Genomic DNA, 20,564 nt, shown 5'->3' on the forward strand with positions numbered 1-20,564 from the left:
TATTATTCAAAAAAAAGCCCTCGCAAATGCGAGGGCAAATTTATAACTTTTTTTCCTTTACTAGAAAATGTATCTGATACCAAATTGCATTTGCCATCTTGAGGTTAAGCTAGCATCATAACTAAAGGTTTTAGTTGGTGTATTATTAAAAGTATAAGTTGGTGTATTTCCTGCAACGGTCACTCCTATTGGCTGAACGCTGGTTGGAACCTGAACAACTCCCCAATCTGAATTGATTAAATTTCCAAAATTCAAAATATCGATACTAAATTGAATTGTATTCTTTTTTTCAGAAGCCGATGAAACTCTAAAATTATAATCCTGCAATAACTTTAAATCGCATCTTCCTCTCCATGGAGATATAGCGCCATAACGTTCTGCATATTGCCCTCTTCTGTCTTTCATGTATTTATCCTGAGCAATGAATTTATCAAATGCCTCGGCTTGACCGGCCCCACTAAAAGTCATTTGAGAAATTTCTGCAGTAGTAGGGATATATATTAAATCATTTACGGATGAACCATCTCCATTAATATCTCCTCCATAAGTATAATTAAAACGACCTCCCTGAGCATATTCCAAGAAAGTCGAAACTGTTGTTGCCCATTTGTCATTTCCATATTTCCATTTTTTAGAAGCAACTCCAATAAAACGATGATTGTCTCCATATTTAGAATTGGATAATACATCATTGTTTACATTTCCAAGTGCCGGATTAAAAGCAAAAGCATCTCCCGTAATTTCTGCTTCAATAGAGTTAACATCTTTTGATTTCAAATAATTATAAGCAACACTGGCATACAAACCATTTTCAAATGTCTTCTGTAATTTAACCGTTGCATTAAAAGCACTTCCTTTATCTGAATTGGTCATTACATAAGCATTATTTGCTCCTTTATCTGCTGCAGTATAAATTAATCTGTTGTCTACGCCGGCTAATGTTCCTGTCGGGTCTTTCAATCCCCAATTCTGAACATGTACCGCATTAATATCTTTATTGTAAGACAGATCTAATGTTACTATATAATTACTTTCAAATCTATGATCAAATCCTAAACTTGTTCTCCAAACTTGTGGCCATTTGTAATCAGGATCCATTATTTGCAAGAAACTGTCATCAGCACCACTTACCTGATTTCCTAACCATACAAAAGGGATTCTTCCTGTAAAAATACCTGAACCTCCACGAAGTTGTGAAGTTGCATCACCTTTAACATCCCAATTAAAACCAATTCTTGGAGACCATAAAATTCGATCGCTTGGTAAATCTGTAGATATTAGTTTTACTGCCTGACCAGTTTGCGGATCATAATAATCAATACTATTGTCTCTGCCCGCTCCTCCATTATCCGTATCTATATATTTCTGAATCAAATCAGCTGTATTAAAGTACAATGGTTTATCTATTCTTAAACCTAAAGACAATTTAAAATCATCATTTAAGCTAATATCATCCTGTGCATAAAATGCTAACTGGCCTACATTTAATTCAGCCAATTTCCATCCACCATCAGCTCCAACTTCAAATTGACTTTTTGTATTAAATGTATCTTGCGCATATTGAAGGTTTTGCGCAATAATGCTTGTTGCATAAGGCTGAGCTGCATCGTCTAAAAAGTCTTGTGTTGTAAAATAAGGCGTGAAAAAAGTTCCTGCATAGCCATTTGGATTTCCAAAATTATCATATCCGGCTAAATTGAAAGAATTTTTAAATCCGAATTTTTCAAAAGAAGCTCCAAAAGTAAACACGTGTTTCCCCACCGTATAAGTCAAATTATTAGTAATCTGAATTACTTTTTGGTCTAAAGTATTATTGATTGAAAATGGTTCATGCCCGGCAATAATATAATTAGAACCTGCGCCATCCTGAATATTAATTACAGGAGCCGGAACTGAAAACGGTACTCTGTAATCATTAAAGTGTGAATACCCTGCCTGTAGTTTATTTGAGATTTTTTCACTGAATTTTGAATTTAGCTCAACTAAAAATGAACTTAAATTATTATTGATTTGATATCCTGAGTTTCTAAATTGCAATATTGAAGCATTTGGGCCTCTAAAACCTAAGGCTGTTGGGTGAGCCGGTTTATCTTTTGATGCATCTAAGAAATTATAAATTACAGCTAATTTATGATTATCATTTATATTCCAGTCTACTTTAATAATTCCTTTATTTGAATTAGATTCATGTATGAAACCCTGATAAGCACCGGTATCATATCCTAAAGCGGCCAATGCATTTGAAACTGCAATTAAATCAGATTCTAAAACTCTTGATTCATTAATTCCGGTTACACCATCGTTATTGTTTGCAACAAAGTTTGATCCTAAATCACTTCGTTTGTCGATTTCGAAATTTCCAAAAATGAATAATTTATCTTTAATAATAGGTGCTCCTAAACTAAATCCAGCCTGAGTCTGTTCTAAAGTTGGCACAAAAATCTTTTCTCCTTTAATTTTACTTCCAGTTAAATCCTGATTTCTATAAAATGCATACGCTGTACCATGAAACTCATTGGTTCCCGATTTTGTAACCGCATTTACAGAAGCTCCCGTAAAACCTGATAGTGTTACATCATAAGGCGCAGTTGCAACCTGAATCTGTTCAATTGCATCCAATGAAATAGGCTGAGCACCTGTTTGTCCACCCGGAGTTGCAGCATCTAAACCAAACGGATTATTAAATACAGCTCCATTTAAAGAATAATTATTATACTGATCATTTCTTCCCCCAAAGGAACCACCACTCGCCGTAGGTTCTAAACGGGTAAAATCTTCCGCCGATCTTGAAATTGTCGGTAAAGATGTTAATTCTCTTCGGCCAATTGTAGTTTCTGCACCTGTTTTTCCACTTTTAAAGACCTTATCTTTAGATACAATTTTAACTTCTTCTAATGCCTGACTGGCATCTGCTAAAACTACATCAATATTAAAAGGTTTTCCCAGATCAAGATATATGTCATTATATTCCTGATCCTGAAAGCCCACAAAAGTAACTGTGATTTTGTATGGGCCTCCAATTCTCATATTTAAAATATTAAACCTTCCATCTTCATTAGAAACAGCTGAATATTTACCTCCTGTTGGAGTATGAATTGCTAAAATAGTAGCACCAGGTAATAGTTCATTCGTAGAACTTTTTACAATACCCTTAATACTCGAAGTTGTTGTTTGCCCTTTAGCCACGGTTAAGACCAGCAAACATAACAATAATGCAAAGATTTTTTTCATTTTCCTGATTTTGAATAAGTTATTACTTTCAAAATTAGGCAAAAAAAAACCACTCTTAAGAGTGGTTTTTATATTTTATTAACAAGAAGTTAACAAAATGTTATTTTTCAGCGATAATCTCGTATGGCAAATCAACGATAACATCTCTGTGTAAACGGATGCTAGCAGAATATTTTCCAGTACGTTTTACGATACCACTAGTGATGAATTTTCTATCAATAGCGTTACCTGATTTCTCTAAAGCTTCAGCAATGTCGATGTTTGTGATAGAACCAAAAAGTTTCTCTCCACCAGCTTTTGCAGTAAGTTTAATTTCAAGAGCTTTCAAAGTTTCAGCTAATGCTTTAGCATCAGCAACAATTTTAGCCTCTTTATGAGCTCTTTGTTTTAGGTTTTCAGCTAAAACTTTCTTTGCAGAAGGTGTAGCTAATTGCGCGAATCCTTGAGGAATTAAAAAGTTACGACCGTAACCAGCTTTAACTGATACTACGTCATCTTTAAAACCTAAGTTTTGTACGTCTTGTTTTAAGATAAGTTCCATGTTGTTGTCCTTTATTTGAGAAGTTAGGTTCCATCTTACCGGAAACCAACAACTATTCTTTTAATATTATTTTAATAAATCGGCCACGTATGGCATTAATGCTAAGTGACGAGCTCTTTTTACAGCTACAGAAACTTTTCTTTGGTATTTCAATGAAGTTCCAGTTAAACGACGAGGAAGAATTTTTCCTTGCTCATTAACGAATTTCAATAAGAAATCAGCATCTTTATAATCGATATATTTGATTCCTGATTTTTTGAAACGACAATACTTTTTAGTTTTGTTAGTTTCAATGTTTAAAGGCGTTAAATATCTGATATCTCCGTCTTTTTTTCCTTTTGCAGATTGCTCTATTGTAGACATAATAATTAAGCTTTAGTAGATTTTAATTTGGCTCTTCTTCTTTCAGCCCATGAAATAGCATGTTTGTCTAAACTTACAGTTAAGAAACGCATAACTCTTTCGTCACGTCTAAATTCAGTTTCAAAAGCAATTAGAACTTCTCCAGCTACTTTGAATTCGAATAAATGGTAAAAACCACTTTTTTTGTTTTGGATTTCGTAAGCCATTTTTTTCAGACCCCAATCCTCTTTCGACACCATTTCAGCTCCTCTAGTAGTAAGAAATTCTTCAAATTTCGTTACTGTTTCCTTCACCTGAACCTCAGATAAAACGGGATTTAAAATGAAAACAGTTTCATAATGATTCATAAATACAATATTTATTTGTTAAAATTGGGTGCAAAAGTAACCATTATTTTTATATATACAACACTTTTTTAGCTTTATTCGTTGTAATGTAAAAAATAAGGCTTAAGTTTAGTTTTTTTTCTAGAAAAATAATACATTTACTACTGCTATCCTGAATTTATTCTAAATTTAAATGTTATGAAACTAAACTGTGTTGTTGTAGATGATAGTTCTATACAGAGGACAATTATTGCAAAATTAGTTAATAATCACCCAGGTTTGCACTTAATCGGGGACTTTTCTAATGCAATAGAAGCAAAAAGTTGTATCTCTTTAAATAATATCGATCTAATATTCCTAGATATTGAAATGCCTGTTATCAATGGTTTTGATTTCCTTGATGGACTAAAATCAAAGCCTCAAATCATATTTATTACCTCTAAAGCCGAATATGCCTTAAAAGCCTTTGACTATGATGCCACTGATTATCTTCAGAAGCCCATTGCAGTTGACCGATTTAATGCTTCTGTAAAAAGAGCAATCGATATGCACTTGCTTAAAAAGGAAGTAAAAGAAGAAGAAGGCGAGCATATCTTTATCAAAAGTAATCTTAAAAAGCTTAAAATTTTCACGTCTAAAATCAAATGGATTGAAGCTTTTGGAGATTATGTAAGAGTAGTTACAGAAGACGACAGCAACCTGGTTCTTTCGACAATGAAATCTTTTGAAAATGATTTATCAAAAGACAAATTTATTCGCGTACACAAATCTTATATTATTAATATTGATAAGGTAGAGCGCTTTAACAGCAAATTTGCCGAAATTGGAATCACAAAAATTCCATTAAGCCGAAACAAAAAAGAAGATTTAGTTAAAGCATTGTCAACATCGTCGTAATTAATAAAAATCGACGTTGGCAATCACTTTTATAGCTCTGTACTGAGCGACAGCCTCGAAACTATTCAACATTTTCTGAATAGTTTTTTTTGTGCTTCCTAAATTCATATTTTGCGGAATCTTAATCAAAATCGTCCTGATATATTCATTTCTGATTCTGCTGATCAGTGGTTCTTCCGGACCTAAAACCGGCATATTCAAATTCTGGCTCAAAACCTGGTACAACCACATCGATCCTTCTTTCAACTTATCGAAATCTTTGTGCTTTAACGTCAGCTTTATAATTCTGAAATAAGGCGGGTATTTATAGATTTGGCGATCGTATAATTGCTCCTTATACATGCCTATATAATTATGTGTCGTAACCTGCTGAATCGTATTATGATTTGGATTGTAGGTTTGAATCACAACTTTTCCTTGTTTTTCTGACCTTCCGGCTCTTCCGGCAACTTGTGTCATCATCTGAAAACTGCGCTCGAAAGCTCTAAAATCAGGATGATGCAACATATTATCGGCATTCATAATTCCGACGAGACTTACATTGTCAAAATCCAAACCTTTAGCCAGCATTTGGGTTCCGACTAAAATATCAATTTCTCTGTTTTTAAAAGTATCAATGATCTTTTCAAAACCAAATTTCCCTCTTGTAGTATCCTGATCCATCCTTCCGGTTTTGGCTTTCGGAAAAAGAGCTATTAATTCCTGTTCTATTTGTTCTGTTCCGAAACCTTTTGTTGTCAAATCAATACTTGAACAACTATGGCAATGTGTTGGTTTTGCTATTGAATATCCACAATAATGGCAACGCAATTGATTTTTATGTTTATGAAAAGTCAAACTTACATCGCATTGTTGACAATGAGGTACGTGACCGCAAGTGAGACATTCTATTATAGGAGAATACCCTCTTCTATTCTGAAACAAAATAACCTGTTCACCCAAAGACAAAGCTTCAGCAATTTCTTCGATTAAAAGATCACTAAAATGCCCCGTCATTCTTTTTCTAAAATGCTTGTCTTTTAAATCAACTAAAACAACTTCTGGCATTCGAACATTATTATAACGCTCTGTAATTGTAACTAAAGCAAATTTTTTACTTTGCGTATTAAAATAGGTTTCGATACTTGGAGTTGCTGACCCTAAAAGTACTTTGGCATTATGAAAATTAGCCAACACAATTGCTGAATCCCGGGCGTGATATCTTGGTGCCGGATCCGTTTGTTTAAAAGTCTGTTCGTGCTCTTCGTCCACAATCAATAATCCCAGATTATTAAAAGGTAAAAACAAAGCTGACCTCGCTCCTATTACAATTTGAGCTTTATCTGAATTTTCCAGCGTCTGTTTCCAAACTTCTACTCTTTCGTTGTTACTGTACTTCGAATGAAAGACAGCAACTTTATCCCCGAAATGCAGTCTTAAACGAGAAACTAATTGCGTTGTTAATGCAATTTCAGGCAACAGATACAAAACCTGTTTTCCTGTTTCTAAATAGTCCTCAATTAACTTAATATATATTTCTGTTTTACCACTTGATGTAACGCCGTGCAATAAACAAACTTCTTTCTCTGTGAAACTATCTTTAATTTCTGAAAAAGCGGTTTCCTGGGCATCGCTTAATACTAATTGTTTCTCTGAAGCCTTTCCACCAAAAGAAACTCTGTCGTGTTGCAAATAATATTCTTCAAAAATTTCTTTTTCAATTAATGTTTTTACAATTGTTGAAGTCGAATTCGAAACTTCAGTCAATTTCTTAACTGTAATAGGCTTCTTTTCCGAAGCACTAATTTGAAAATAAGCCAAAACAATTTCTTTTTGTTTCCTGGCACTTTTCAGTTCTTCTAATAATTCACTTAAACCATTATTTGATTCATATTTTGAATGCAATTTTACATATCGAATCAACTTCGGCTTATAATTTTCTTTTATTTCTTCTTCCAAAACAATGATGTCCTTTTCCATTAATTTTTGAAGAACCGGAAGAATATTTTTTTTGTTCAAAATTGAAATAATCTCCTGAACTTTAAGAGAACTCTGTTGCTGTAAAGCTTCGTAAACTAAAAATTCATCATCAGAAAGTTCATTTTGATTGACGATAACATCTATTTTATGCGAAATAATAGTTTCACTTTCCAGCAATAATCCACTCGGAAAAGCACCACGATATACATCACCAATGCCACACATATAATAGTTCGCCACCCAAAGCCAGTGCTTAATCTGAGTTTCGGTAGCAATTGGTTTTTCGTCTAATATCTGATGAATTTCTTTAGCCTCATACAAACTTGGTTCATTCTGATGCATATCTATTACCAAAGCCGTATAAATTTTGCTTTTACCAAAAGGTACTGCCACCCGCATCCCTTTTTTTATAAAATGGAATTCAGCCTCAGAAATACGATAAGTGAAGATTTTAGCTAGAGAAAGTGGTAAAATGACTTCGACAAAAAACATGTAAATATTTTATAGGATTTATAAAGGAAAATTTTAGCAGTGGAAATTAATTTCTTTCAAACCAATTTTCCATTCGAATTCCATCCAAAAGTTTAAAATCCTTAATATTATCGGTAACTAGAATTAATTGGTTTTCTATTGCTGTAACACCAATCAAAAGATCAAACTCATCATGCATTGGTTTTCCAATTTTTCTAAGTCGTACTTTTTCTATAGCATATCTTTTTATAGAACCAAAAATTGGAATAATTGTTAATCCTTTTAAAAATATATCAACTGCTTTATTTGACTTTACAGGATTATCACTATTTTCAGCTCCAAAACGAAGTTCTGCAACAGTAATTTCAGAAATATAACACTTTTCCAATCCTATTTCTTTTACCATTTTATCCAGATTGAGTCTTCCTCTTAAAAAGAAAACGCAAATACTTGTGTCCAGTAAATACCCCATTAAAACTTAATTTCAGTATTTTTAAATTTTCTATTGGATTTAATCTCAGAGACAATTTCTTCTGCAGATTTCTCTGAAGCAAATGCACCAAACGATTTATAAAAGTTATTTTCTTTTGATTTATTAACTTTCAAAGACTTTGTCAGTCTTTCAATAAGTTCAATTTTATTATTAAAACTAAGTCCTTCAAATAAATCTGAATAGCTTTCAAGTATATTTTTATCTGTGACGGTCATCTTATTTTAAATTTAATTAATTTCAAATATAAGCAAAATAAGCTATTTAAAAAAAACCTATTCTTTCTTGGATTTATTTGAAGTTTTCGAAACATTATATTCCTGAACTAATTTCAAAGTATGCTTTAAAGAAGTCAGGTCTTTCCAATCATCATGACCGGTTATGATATATTTAGGGCTCTTAAATTTAGATTGTACTTTTTTAATGGATTTCTCCCACTCCTTTACATCTGCATCACCCAAATATCCTAAATCTTTTGCTTCTGCGCTCTTGATAAAACAACCTCCATAAAGCACTTTTTCTTTTTCAAACCAAACTACAATATTATCCGGCGCATGCCCTTTTCCCGGATAATAAACCTCAAAAGAATGCTGTCCAACTGTAAATGTAGTATCATTGGAAATTACAAATTCAGCTCTTTTTTCGTTCTTCTCCTTAAGGATTTGATCTGTAGTTTTTATGGTGTAAGTCTTAATTCCTTTTTGTCTGTAAAAATCTAATCCTCCTGCACGATCCTCATGAGAATGCGTTGCAAAACACATAATGACTTCTTTGTTATACCTCTTTTTTATAGTATCTAACAATGGCTGAAACTGCGTTTGATCCCAAGGTGCATCAAACAAAACAACACCCTTATTTGTAACAAGATACATGGCATTGGCAGAAATCAAAGTTCCTTTATAATCATGAAATGTTTTATAAACATAAAAGTCACCTGTAAGATGACTTATTTGTAATAGCGAATTCTTAGATTGTCCAAAACTATTGGATAGTATTGCTAAGAATAAAATTATTGACGCAAATCTTCGCATATTTATTTTATTTCGCTCGTGTCCAATATTGTGTTCTTCCCATAATAGAAATCCCAACGTAACCACGAAGTTTTAATTTATCAGCAGATTCTAACTCAATATAACATTTGTATTTTTTACCATTTGTAGGATCCAAAATTGTTCCTCCGTTATATTCAGAACCATCTTTTTTAAGTCCGTTAATGATAACCATTCCTAAAATTGGTTTGTTTTTTTCGGCGCCTTCACATTTAACGCACACATCCTTTTTATGATCGGCACGAAGTATCTCTACCACTTTACCGTATATCTTACCCGATTTTTCGTAAACCTCTACAACCGATTTTGCCTCGCCAGTTTCATCATCAATTGTTTTCCATTTTCCAATGACACTTTGCGCCTGAATAGTGCTTATTGTTAGAAAAAAAACACCAATTGCTAACATCCAATTTTTCATACTATTTATTTTTTTTTTGTTTTAATTTTCTGATAGAAGCATTCAATTCGAACCCTAAAAGCAGAATCATACAGTTAATCCAAATGTAAAACATTAGAATTAATAATGTCCCAATAGAACCATAAAGTTCGTTATATTTTGAGAATTTTATAACCCAAATCCCAAAAAAGAACGAAGATATAACAATTAGAATGGTTGTAAAAACAGATCCAATGCTGATAAATGGTACTTTACTATACTGTTTTGTACCATAACGCAGTAATATTGAAGATGTTATCAAAATCATTAAAATAACAAACAAATATCGTCCTAAAATAATGAGCGGAATACGATCACTCAACACATCCTGAATGATTGTTTTTTGAATAAACACCTCAAAAACGACAATTGTGGCCACCGTTACAAACAATATAATTGTCATTACAAGTGAAATCGCTAATGCAACCAAGTATTGACTAAAGAAACCACGTTTATCAAAAACATGTTTCGAAGATTCAAAACCACTCAAGATTCCATTAATACCATTTGACATCAAAAAAATTGAAAGTAAAAATCCTGATGAAAGTAATCCAGAGTGACTATTATTCAAAATATCACTGATAATTTTACTAATTGCATCGTAAGTATTTGGTGGAACTCCCTGCTGAACAAACTGCAGAAAATCATCCTGAAAACCTTCAATTGGAATATAAGGAATCAAGTTCAAAATAAACAATGCAAAAGGAAACAGCGCCATAAAAAAACTAAACGAAACAGCACTCGCATGATACGAAAATGCTCCTTCGAGAATTCCGAGCGTATACATTTCGAGCAAATCGTATAACGAGAATCCTTCTAACCAAGGCAATTTTATTTTCTTTAAAAGCCGGGCTAACGAACGTACAACGGGTACTTTTTCAATCCGATCTTCTATCTCTTGAGACATATAATTATTTTAGATTTTAGATTACAAACTCATAACTTATAACTCAAAACTTTTTAAAAAGCTTTCAAGCTCAAATCCATGTTATAAATCGAATGCGTCAAAGCCCCGGATGAAATATAATTTACACCACAAAGACCATATTCGCGAATGGTTTTTTCGTTGATATTTCCAGATGATTCTGTTTGGCATTTTTTACCGATTAACGCTACAGCCGTTTTAGTGTCTTCATAATTAAAGTTATCAATCAGGATTCTGTGAACACCGTCGCTTAACAGGATTTCACGGATTTCATCCAAATTTCTGGCCTCCACAATAATCTTTAAATCTAAGCTATTAGCTTTCAAAAACTCTTTTGTCTTCTTTATGGCAAGTGTAATTCCGCCAGCAAAATCGATATGATTGTCTTTCAGCATTATCATATCATACAAGGCATAACGATGATTTTCGCCTCCTCCTATTTTCACGGCCCATTTTTCAGCGACTCTAAAGTTTGGTGTTGTTTTACGAGTATCTAATATTTTAGTGCCAGTTCCTTCTAAAAGTTGCATCAATTGACTGGTTTTTGTAGCAATTGCAGACATACGTTGCATGGTATTCAAAACCACTCTTTCGGACTTTAAAATAGACTGTGAACTTCCTGAAACTTCAAAAACCACATCGCCATATTCTACATGTGTTCCATCTTCTATAAAAGTTTTCACTTTTAATTTTGGATCAACAAATTCAAAAATCATTTTTGCCAATACAACACCGGCAATAATTCCCTGATCTTTTACCAATAATTTAGCTTGTCCGTGTGCTGTATCAGGAATACAGGCTAATGAACTATAATCTCCCGGACCTACATCTTCTCGAATTGCATTGCTGATCAATAGTTGTAATTCGGTTTGAAATTGTGCTTCGCTAATCATTTTTCTTAAATTTTATAAGATGCTAAAGTAGGACATATTTTGTGGATTTAAAAGCTCTTTTAACACGAAAAGTCAATTACTATCTTAATTATCTCTTTTTTTTACCATTAAGATATTAAGAAAAATTAAGCTTTTCTCCTTACTGAAACTTAATATCTTAATGGTTTAAATATTTTTATTTTTTGTTCGTCACTAATAAGTAACATTAAATATCTTTGAGGTTCATTCAAACAAAATCATGGGCTTAATTAAAGATATTTACTCGGTTTCCTTTTACGAAAAATTTGGTCAGGCTGTGGCCGAAGTACATCCAGACTTCAACAAACAAAAATTTATTGAAGCGATTTACGAAGGCGATTTTGCCCAAAAAGAATGGAAAGACCGCATGAAGCATACAACAGTTGTTTTGCATCAATTTATGCCTGCGAATTTTTCCGAAGCTGTTGCTTTAATTGATAAAATTATTAAAAATCTGAAGAAAAACAGTTTTACCGATGGTAATCTGGCCTTTATTTTCTTTGCCGATTATATCGAAAAGTACGGTTTAGACGATTTTAAAACCTCAACGAAAGCTTTTGTTTCAATAACTCAATTTATTAGTTGTGAATTTGCCGTTCGTCCTTTCATTTTAAAATATAAAGAAAAGATGATTGATGAAATGGTAAAATGGTCTTTACACGAAAATCATCATGTTCGTAGGTTGTCCAGCGAAGGTTCCCGACCGAGGTTACCGTGGGCAATGGCGATTCCGTTTTTAAAGAAAGATCCAACTTCTATTCTGCCTATTTTGGAGAATCTAAAAAATGATCCTTCAGAATATGTTCGCCGAAGCATAGCCAATAATCTAAATGATATTGCCAAAGATAATCCAGAAATTGTATTAGAAATTGCTTCAAAATGGAAAGACAATAGCAAAGAAACTGATGGAATTATAAAACACGGCTGTCGCACTTTATTAAAACAAGGACATCCTGAAATCCTGAGTCATTATGGTTTAGAAAGTACCAATATTGAACTTTCAAATTTCGAAATCAAAACGCCAAAAGTAAAAATTGGAGAGTATCTGCAGTTTCAATTTCATTTAAATAATAAAAATGATGAAGCTAAAACCATCCGTTTAGAATACGCCGTTCACTACAAAAAATCAAAAGGTCATTTAGCAAAAAAGGTTTTTAAAATCAGTGAGAAAATCTATCAGCCAAATCAATTGACTAATATCGAAAGAAAGCAATCTTTTAAATTAATTACGACTCGCGTTTTTCATACCGGAATACATCAATTGTCTATTATTATTAATGGAACTGAAAGTGAAGCTCTGAGCTTTGATTTAATTGAATAATTTTACATTCCAATTTTCATGCTCCGACGGAGCAAAATATTTAAAGAGGAATATCGTATTACTATAAAAAAAAGCTCCAGAGGAGCGACATATATATCGCCCCGCTGGAGTTTTATGTAACGTGATATTTTTCTTTACTATAAATATTTTGTCCCTCTGGGACTTCTAAACTTAAATTTAATGATCTCCTAAAAACTTAATAACTGATTTTTCTTATTTTTATAACTCAAAAAATCTAAAAACAAATTTTCTTAATCTAAATTAAGTTACAGATCACGGTTCCAACTGTAATTTTGTTTTCAAATCAATATAACCATGTCAAATATCAATTTAATTATCGAAGAACGTGCTGCCAATATTGGCAATTTTATGGTAGGCAGATTATTGCCTTTCCGTGAAAAACGAGCCGTCGGACCATTTGTATTTATCGACCATATGGGACCTGCTCATTTAAGTGATCATGAAAATATGGATGTGCCTCCACATCCGCATATCGGACTTTCAACATTGACTTTTTTATTTGAAGGAAGCATCATGCACCGTGATAGTTTGGGAACCGAATTAGAAATAAAACCGGGAGCCGTAAACTGGATGACTGCCGGAAAAGGAATTGTACATTCTGAAAGAACACCGGAATATCTAAGACATTCTGATAAAATGCTTCATGGTTTACAAATTTGGGTGGCATTGCCAAAAGAATTGGAACAAATGGATCCAAATTTTGCACATGTTGAAGCAGATGATATTCCGAAATGGGAAGAAGATGGCGTTTCATATAAACTAATTGCGGGAGAAGCTTTTGGAAAAAAATCGCCAGTGCCTGTTTATAGTCCATTATATTTTATTGAAATCAAAAGTACAGAGGCTAAAAAGATCAATATCGGAAAAGATTTATTCGGCGAAAGCGGATTGTATATTTTAGAAGGAAGTATTAAAAGCGGAGAACATGCTTACGAACCAAAACAGATTTTGATTACCAACGACAGCACTTTATGCGAATTTGAAATTGCCGAAAACAGTACCGTTTATATATTTGGAGGACAGCCATTCCCTGAAGAACATTTTATCTTTTGGAATTTTGTTTCTTCGGACAAAGAATTACTTGAAAAAGCAAAAAAAGACTGGACAGAACAAACTTTTCCAAAAGTTCCGGGCGAAACCGAATTTGTGCCTTTACCTGAACCAAGAATTAAATAAAAACATGGATACGATCTCAGCAAAAATTGATACACGTTTGTATCGAACGGAAATAACATCTGCCAGTGAAAATGTTTTAATCTCAGATGAGCCACAGGAACTGGGCGGAAAAAATTTAGGCCTAAATCCAACAGAACTTTTGGCAGCATCATTGGCCTCCTGCACCGTAATTACTTTGCGAATGTATATCAATCGCAAGCAATGGCACGTATCAGAAATAAATGTAAAAATTGATTTTGAAAGAGATTCTGATCGAAATGTATCCTTATTTACAAGAAAAATAGAAGTAATTGGAGAAGTTGATGATACACAGAGACAAAGACTGGAAACCATCGCCAACAGCTGTCCCATTCATAAAGTACTTACACATTCAATAGAAATTAAAACCACATTAATATAAATTATCATGGAAATAAATCAAATAAACGATATAAGAAAAGGCTATTTTGAAGCTATAGAAGATGGAAAAGAAGCGGGAAAAATGACGTATACCTGGGCCGGAGATTCTAAATTCATTATTGATCACACTGAAGTAAATGAAGAATTCAACGGAAAAGGTGTTGGTAAAAAATTAGTTATGGCAGCCGTAGAATATGCAAGAGCCAACAACCTAAAAATTATTCCGCTTTGTCCTTTTGCCAAAAGTGTTTTTGATAAAGTTGAAGACATTCATGATGTTCTTTTTTCGTAAAGACACTAAGGTTCTGAATTACTAAGGCTCTAAGTTTTTTTTAACCGCAAAACACGCAAAGGATTACGCAAAGCTTTTTATAAAAAGCTTTGCGAACTTTGCGTTTATATTAAGTTTCGCATATAAAAAAACCTTGCGCTCTTTGCGGTTAAATCTCCACATTGAAAATTGGATTTTAAAATCTCCGCAGAAATTCATATATTTGCATGTAATTTAAACTTAGAGTATGACGAGGATAATTACACTTTTCTGTTTTTTTATAGCGCAAATCGGCTTTTCTCAAACGGCTGACAACTATTTAGAAAAAATCAGAAACAATGAAGCTCTCTTAACAGCTTTTTTTCAACAAATGCCTAAAGGAGGCGATTTACACCATCATTTTTCGGGATCAATTTATGCAGAACCTCTTTTGGAAAGAGCTATTGCAGAAGATTTTTATCTGAATTTAGAAACGATGGCGGTTTCGAAAACAAAACCTTCAAAAGGCAATTGGCAAACTTTTTCCTCTCTTAAAAACGAAGGAAAATTATCTTTCTATCAGCAACAAGTAATGCAAACCTGGTCGGCTAAAGATTACAATGGTGTTTCTGTACCTTCTGATGACTTGTTTTTTGATTCTTTTCAAAAATTCGAACCTACTATTAAAGGTCATTTTGCAGAAGGAATACTTGAATTAAAAAAGCGTGCCATTGCAGAAAACGTAAGTTACATTGAGACCCAATTGTCAACGATACCCTGTGATATGAAGGTGGAAGATTTAACTGATTTCAATACAAAACTGCGTCAGGCTGCTGCTCAAAAAGATGAAAAAACGGTAATGAAACTTTTAGATGAATTGTATAAAGCGATTCAGCAAAAAGAGGCTAAAAAATATGCGACGGATTTCAATACTAATTTCATAGCAAAACTTAATAAAGACTTAAAAATTGACGACGATAAATTTACGATGCGCTATCAAAATTTTGTGCTTCGTTTTATGGATCCGGTTGATTTATTTAAAAATCTGACCATTGCTTTTATCTCTGCAAACGATAGTAAATTGGTAGCAGGCGTAAATATCGTTTCTCCTGAACATGGAGAGAATTCTATGAAGGATTATTGGTTGCACATGGTTATGTTTAAATATTGCCATTCTAAATTTCCGGACGTAAAATACACGCTTCACGCAGGCGAACTTACTCTAGGTTTGGTCCAGCCAGAAGAATTAACATGGCATATTAATGATGCGATTCACGTTGCGGGTGCCAACAGAATTGGGCACGGAGTGGACATCGCGTACGAAGAAAACTCATATGATTTATTGCGTTATATGGCAAAAAACAATATTCCGATTGAAATTAATCTGGCTAGTAATGAGTTTATTTTGAAAGTAAAAGACGGTCGTCATCCGTTTACGCTTTACAAAGAATTTAATGTGCCAATCGTAATCAGTACAGACGATGCGGGAATTTTGAGAACCAATATGACAGAGCAATATGTTTTATTGGCAAAAAGATATCCTGATGTTTCGTATGCGACGATAAAACAATATGTTTACAACAGTATCAATTACAGTTTCATTCAGGATGCATCTGTAAAAAAACAATTATTAAAAGATTTGGATACGAGATTTAAAAATTTTGAAGCGAAATTTTCTAAAAACTAATAAAAATAAATCTGCGTGATCTGCTAAATCTGCGAGAGTATAATTTTCTCTCGCAGATTTAGCAGATTACGCAGATAAAAAATTCATTCAAATATGATTTTAGAAGCAGTATATCTTTTTATAAAACCAGAATTAGTATCAAAATTTGAAACTGATTTTGCAAAAGCAAGTCAATATATATCATCAATTGAAGGATATTTAGGCCACACGCTACAGAAATGTCTTGAAGTCGAAAACAAGTATCTTTTATTAGTTGATTGGAATACGTTGGAAGATCATACGATAGGTTTTAGAACATCTGAAGCGTATTTGGAATGGAAAAAGATTTTACATCATTATTATGAGCCATTTCCAATTGTAGAACACTTTGAAACTGTTTTTGAGAATAAAAAATAGCACACAGATTTTACGGATTGAACAGATCCACACAGATTTTTCTAATTTTAATTTGTGGAAATTAGTATAATTCGTGGCAAAAAACTTTAATAAATGAACATCAAACTTATCGCCATTGGCAAAACCGACAATAAATCGTTGCAGACATTAATCGACGATTATACCAAACGTTTGTCGTTTTATATCAAATTTGATTTGGAGATTATTCCGGATATTAAAAATGTAAAAAACTTATCCGAAAGTCAGCAAAAAGAAAAAGAAGGCGAACTGATACTCTCGAAACTTTTTCCAACAGATCAATTAATTTTATTGGATGAGAACGGAAAAAACTTCTCCAGCGTTGGTTTTTCTGAAGAATTACAAAAGAAAATGAACTCCGGAATCAAAACTTTAGTCTTCGTAATTGGTGGTCCATACGGATTCTCTGATACGGTTTATAGCAAAGCGCAGGGGAAAATTTCGCTTTCGCTGATGACGTTTTCGCATCAAATGGTTCGTTTATTTTTTATTGAACAGTTGTATCGAGGATTTACGATTTTACGAAATGAACCTTATCATCATCAGTAAAAGTTTTGTTTGCTTCGCCTGTTTGACTTTCAGCCTCGAGTGAGGTTTTTTTATTTCAGTTTCACATTCACTTTAAAGTAAACTTTTACAATACGATATCAATACACCAAATCTATTTTATCCACCTAACAATCAACAATTTAAACCCAAAAAGTTTCCTAAGTAAAAATAAAACATTAAATTTGTTATATTTTTATTAAATCATAATAAAATTTAATAATTATATTTTTTTAACCTTTTTTTAAACCTAAAAAATATATAATTATGAAAACTCTGCTCAAATTTTCAGTAATTTTCCTTTTCTTTTTAATTGGAATTTCCTGCTCCAGTAATGATGATGACGATAACCACACTACACCAGTCATTGTGACCTTTACAGCTAGTTTAACCCCTGTTACCGGCACAGGTTCAATGGGTAGCGGTAATGCAACGCTCAAACTTAATCAGTCTGCCAAAACATTTGATATTACCGTAACCTATTCAGGAATTACACCTAACCATGGTCATATCCACGGAGCTGACGGAGCAATTTTGTTTCCTTTTCCTGATGCTGTTGTTACTACTTCTCCCATAACTCTAAATTTTACAATAACAGATGCTCAAATAGCAGAGCTTATGGCGAATCACTATTATGTAAACCTACATACTGTAGCTTTCCCTAGTGGAGAAATAAGTGGAACACTTATTAAAACAGGAACTTCCGGCGGTGGAGGTGGCGGTGGAGGCGGCTATTAAAGCTTACCTTAAAAAAAATCCTTTCCATATTAATACCGAAAGGATTTTTTTGTTTCATTCTTTAGAAAATAAATTCTTGTTCTTCATTTATAAAAACAAATGGAATCTTTTTATCAGCAATTGTCTTTACTAAGATTTTACATTGAATATAATTTCCATAAGTCATATTTTTATCATACGAGAATTTAATTTCCGCCTTAGGATTGATTACTAAACTATCTAAAAATGGCTTTAAATTCTGTTTAGGAAAATCATAAGTTTTTCTTCCGCTGTATATTATCATGCCATTCTTTTTAAAATACAACTGACTTCTGTTATTGGCAATTTCCATTTTATAATACACTTTCGTAAAAGGCAAAAAGGCTAAATTTTTTCCAACTGAATCTGCGTAGGAATAATAATTTTCGGCTTTTTCGTTTTTGTGTGCTTTCTCTCCTCGCTTTTTTTCCTGTAGTTTCATTACTTCCGGAATTACCAATTTTAAAGGCAAACGCTTGTCGATATTGAAAATCCAATTGGTTGAGATGATGCTGTTTTTTCGGTTTACTTCGGCGATGGTGTCTTTGCCTTCAGTTTTGAAAAAGATATAAATTGGTGAATGATCCTGTACATCTTTTACAATTGTTACGTTTGATTTTGGAAGTAGAACATCTTTCTTTTTTCCACATGAAAAAAGAAGAAGAGCAATAATTAGAGTAAAGTATTTCATATTTATTTTCTTTAAACATATAGCTATATCATTTCGACGAAGGAGAAATCCTCGCTAGTAGCTCCGTTGCTAATAGCCAATCTTTGTCGAGCAACTTGCGGAAATTTCTCCTTCGTCGAAATGACAAACTAGACTTTTACAAATTCATTTTATTAAACAAAGCAATACATTCCATCGCCTCCTTTACATCATGTACTCGCAGAATTTTAGCACCTTTTGTCAATGCAATTGTATTTAGAAACGTTGTTCCATTTAAAGCTTCCTGTGCCGTAATATTCAACGTTTTATAAATCATCGATTTTCTTGAAACACCAGCTAAAACGGGCAATTCCAACAAATTAAAAAGTTCCATTTTTTGTAAAACCTCGTAATTCTGATCCGTTGTTTTGGCGAAACCAAAACCGGGATCCAGTATTAGGTCGTTGATTCCCATACTTCTCGCCTTATTCACCTTTTCCGAAAAATAAAAAAGCATTTCTTTTGCAATATCCTCATATTGCGTCAGGCTTTGCATTGTTTGCGGATTCCCACGCATGTGCATCATGATGTAAGGAACATTATAATGTGCAATTACCCCAAACATTTTATCGTCTAATTCTCCCGCTGCAATATCATTTATAATTGATGCTCCGCTTTCTAAACTTGCTTTTGCAACTTCGGCTCTAAAAGTATCTATCGATAATAAAGCTTCCGGAAAATGCTTTAAAATCAATTCAATTACCGGAACAATACGCTCAATTTCTTCGGCTTCGGTTACAAATTCAGCACTTGGCTTGCTTGAATAAGCACCAATATCTATAAATGTCGCACCTTCTGAAAGCATTTTTCCAACTTGTGAAATGATCTCCTCTTCATTTTTGTACTTTCCTCCGTCAAAAAAGGAATTCGGCGTCACATTTAGAATCCCCATTACTTTAGGAATCGATAAATCTATAAGTTTGCCTTTGCAGTTAATCAGCATTTTGTTTCAGGTTTTTATTTGTTGCAGGTTTCAAGTTATTGTCGTTAACACTTTGTTTAGAAAAAACTTGAAACAAAGAGAACCAGAAACTTGAAACTCTTAAAAAATTATCCTTATTTTTGAAGAAATTTTAGCAAATATACAGCAATAAATGAAGAATACTTCCCTTGAATTTGATAATGTAATTACCATTTGCCGTACGTTATATATCAATAAAATGAAAGATTACGGCAGTGCATGGCGCATTTTAAGACTGCCATCGCTAACTGATCAAATATTCATAAAAGCACAAAGAATCAGAAGTTTACAGGAGAACGAAATCCGTAAAGTGGATGAAGATGAAAAAGGAGAATTCATCGGAATCATCAATTATTCGATTATGGCTTTGATTCAATTAGAATTAGGAGTTACTGATCAACCTGATCTCGATGTAGAAAAAGCAACCGAATTATACGACGCTAAAATTAAATTAACCAAAGAGTTAATGGAAGCCAAAAATCACGATTATGGCGAGGCATGGCGTGATATGCGAGTAAGTTCACTGACTGATTTAATTCTGCAAAAAATACTTCGCGTAAAACAAATTGAAGACAATAAAGGTAAAACTTTAGTTTCTGAAGGCATCGATGCTAATTATCAGGATATGATTAATTACGCCGTTTTTGCCCTAATTCTCAATCCTATAAATAAATAGAAATTCCAAAAAATAAATTCCAAATTCCAATTTTCCCACAAGATTTTTG

Annotated in this window: 23 protein-coding genes; 10 read left to right on the plus strand and 13 right to left on the minus strand. The window is 33.0% G+C overall.

Annotation, left to right across the window (positions count from 1 at the left end):
• Positions 1-60: 60 nt before the first annotated feature.
• The 4 genes from IHE43_RS17045 to rpsF all read right to left on the minus strand — a co-directional run bounded on the left by IHE43_RS17045 (position 61) and on the right by rpsF (position 4,482).
• Positions 61-3,231 carry a TonB-dependent receptor gene (locus IHE43_RS17045; protein WP_192185017.1) on the minus strand — a complete coding sequence of 1,057 codons (3,171 nt, stop codon included), beginning with the start codon at positions 3,229-3,231 and terminating at the stop codon, positions 61-63.
• 100 nt (positions 3,232-3,331) lie between these two features.
• Positions 3,332-3,772, minus strand: coding sequence for a 50S ribosomal protein L9 (gene rplI, locus IHE43_RS17050; protein WP_192185018.1), 441 nt, complete (start codon positions 3,770-3,772; stop codon positions 3,332-3,334).
• Positions 3,773-3,838: 66 nt separating this feature from the next.
• The gene (gene rpsR, locus IHE43_RS17055) at positions 3,839-4,135 is read right to left on the minus strand and encodes a 30S ribosomal protein S18 (protein ID WP_002987043.1); all 297 of its coding nucleotides are present in this window, start codon (positions 4,133-4,135) and stop codon (positions 3,839-3,841) included.
• A gap of 5 nt (positions 4,136-4,140) precedes the next feature.
• Positions 4,141-4,482, minus strand: coding sequence for a 30S ribosomal protein S6 (gene rpsF / locus IHE43_RS17060; RefSeq protein WP_192185019.1), 342 nt, complete (start codon positions 4,480-4,482; stop codon positions 4,141-4,143).
• Positions 4,483-4,659: 177 nt separating this feature from the next.
• Between rpsF and IHE43_RS17065 the strand changes: the two genes are divergently transcribed.
• Positions 4,660-5,358 (plus strand): LytTR family DNA-binding domain-containing protein, encoded by a 699-nt coding sequence (locus tag IHE43_RS17065; protein ID WP_072971141.1) that lies wholly within the window; start codon positions 4,660-4,662, stop codon positions 5,356-5,358.
• Here the strand turns inward: IHE43_RS17065 and priA are convergent, their stop codons facing one another.
• The 7 genes from priA to nadC are packed head-to-tail and all read right to left on the minus strand — an operon-like array spanning position 5,359 to position 11,581.
• Positions 5,359-7,809 (minus strand): primosomal protein N', encoded by a 2,451-nt coding sequence (gene priA / locus IHE43_RS17070; protein WP_192185020.1) that lies wholly within the window; start codon positions 7,807-7,809, stop codon positions 5,359-5,361.
• A 46-nt stretch (positions 7,810-7,855) separates the two neighbouring features.
• Complete coding sequence (locus IHE43_RS17075; RefSeq protein ID WP_192185021.1) at positions 7,856-8,260, minus strand: PIN domain-containing protein; 405 nt, start codon at positions 8,258-8,260, stop codon at positions 7,856-7,858.
• Positions 8,260-8,496, minus strand: coding sequence for a hypothetical protein (locus tag IHE43_RS17080; RefSeq protein WP_192185022.1), 237 nt, complete (start codon positions 8,494-8,496; stop codon positions 8,260-8,262). The genes IHE43_RS17075 and IHE43_RS17080 overlap by 1 nt, the downstream gene beginning before the upstream one ends.
• A gap of 57 nt (positions 8,497-8,553) precedes the next feature.
• Positions 8,554-9,309: a subclass B1 metallo-beta-lactamase gene (gene bla-B1-FLAV / locus IHE43_RS17085; protein ID WP_192185023.1), complete on the minus strand. Its 756-nt coding sequence runs from the start codon at positions 9,307-9,309 to the stop codon at positions 8,554-8,556.
• 7 nt (positions 9,310-9,316) lie between these two features.
• The gene (locus IHE43_RS17090) at positions 9,317-9,745 is read right to left on the minus strand and encodes a DUF2147 domain-containing protein (protein ID WP_192185024.1); all 429 of its coding nucleotides are present in this window, start codon (positions 9,743-9,745) and stop codon (positions 9,317-9,319) included.
• 1 nt (position 9,746) lies between these two features.
• Complete coding sequence (locus tag IHE43_RS17095; RefSeq protein WP_192185025.1) at positions 9,747-10,670, minus strand: YihY/virulence factor BrkB family protein; 924 nt, start codon at positions 10,668-10,670, stop codon at positions 9,747-9,749.
• Between the two features lie 53 nt (positions 10,671-10,723).
• A complete protein-coding gene (gene nadC, locus IHE43_RS17100) occupies positions 10,724-11,581 on the minus strand; it encodes a carboxylating nicotinate-nucleotide diphosphorylase (protein ID WP_192185026.1) in 858 nt (285 codons plus the stop codon).
• Between the two features lie 238 nt (positions 11,582-11,819).
• Between nadC and IHE43_RS17105 the strand changes: the two genes are divergently transcribed.
• The 8 genes from IHE43_RS17105 (at position 11,820) to IHE43_RS17140 (ending at position 18,151) form a co-directional block, all read left to right on the plus strand.
• Positions 11,820-12,920 (plus strand): DNA alkylation repair protein, encoded by a 1,101-nt coding sequence (locus IHE43_RS17105; protein WP_192185027.1) that lies wholly within the window; start codon positions 11,820-11,822, stop codon positions 12,918-12,920.
• A gap of 315 nt (positions 12,921-13,235) precedes the next feature.
• The gene (locus IHE43_RS17110; protein ID WP_192185028.1) at positions 13,236-14,117 is read left to right on the plus strand and encodes a pirin family protein; all 882 of its coding nucleotides are present in this window, start codon (positions 13,236-13,238) and stop codon (positions 14,115-14,117) included.
• Between the two features lie 4 nt (positions 14,118-14,121).
• Positions 14,122-14,517, plus strand: coding sequence for an OsmC family protein (locus IHE43_RS17115; protein WP_192185029.1), 396 nt, complete (start codon positions 14,122-14,124; stop codon positions 14,515-14,517).
• A 6-nt stretch (positions 14,518-14,523) separates the two neighbouring features.
• Positions 14,524-14,808: a GNAT family N-acetyltransferase gene (locus tag IHE43_RS17120; RefSeq protein WP_192185030.1), complete on the plus strand. Its 285-nt coding sequence runs from the start codon at positions 14,524-14,526 to the stop codon at positions 14,806-14,808.
• 226 nt (positions 14,809-15,034) lie between these two features.
• On the plus strand, positions 15,035-16,453 hold the full coding sequence (locus IHE43_RS17125; RefSeq protein ID WP_192185031.1) for an adenosine deaminase: 1,419 nt from the start codon (positions 15,035-15,037) through the stop codon (positions 16,451-16,453).
• A gap of 93 nt (positions 16,454-16,546) precedes the next feature.
• The gene (locus IHE43_RS17130) at positions 16,547-16,849 is read left to right on the plus strand and encodes an antibiotic biosynthesis monooxygenase (protein WP_192185032.1); all 303 of its coding nucleotides are present in this window, start codon (positions 16,547-16,549) and stop codon (positions 16,847-16,849) included.
• A gap of 93 nt (positions 16,850-16,942) precedes the next feature.
• Complete coding sequence (gene rlmH, locus IHE43_RS17135) at positions 16,943-17,416, plus strand: 23S rRNA (pseudouridine(1915)-N(3))-methyltransferase RlmH (RefSeq protein WP_192185033.1); 474 nt, start codon at positions 16,943-16,945, stop codon at positions 17,414-17,416.
• A gap of 264 nt (positions 17,417-17,680) precedes the next feature.
• Positions 17,681-18,151, plus strand: a complete 471-nt coding sequence (locus tag IHE43_RS17140; RefSeq protein ID WP_192185034.1) for a CHRD domain-containing protein — start codon at positions 17,681-17,683, stop codon at positions 18,149-18,151.
• Positions 18,152-18,212: 61 nt separating this feature from the next.
• On the opposite strand, the gene IHE43_RS17145 is transcribed toward IHE43_RS17140, so the two are convergent.
• Together IHE43_RS17145 and folP are read right to left on the minus strand one after the other, a co-directional pair.
• A complete protein-coding gene (locus IHE43_RS17145) occupies positions 18,213-18,860 on the minus strand; it encodes a hypothetical protein (protein ID WP_192185035.1) in 648 nt (215 codons plus the stop codon).
• Positions 18,861-18,996: 136 nt separating this feature from the next.
• Positions 18,997-19,821 (minus strand): dihydropteroate synthase, encoded by an 825-nt coding sequence (gene folP, locus IHE43_RS17150; protein WP_192185036.1) that lies wholly within the window; start codon positions 19,819-19,821, stop codon positions 18,997-18,999.
• 151 nt (positions 19,822-19,972) lie between these two features.
• Here folP and IHE43_RS17155 point away from each other — a divergent pair, with 151 nt between their 5' ends.
• A complete protein-coding gene (locus IHE43_RS17155; RefSeq protein ID WP_192185037.1) occupies positions 19,973-20,515 on the plus strand; it encodes a DUF1599 domain-containing protein in 543 nt (180 codons plus the stop codon).
• Positions 20,516-20,564 lie beyond the last annotated feature (49 nt).

Source organism: Flavobacterium sp. MDT1-60, assembly GCF_014844035.1.
Classification (GTDB): Bacteria; Bacteroidota; Bacteroidia; order Flavobacteriales; family Flavobacteriaceae; genus Flavobacterium.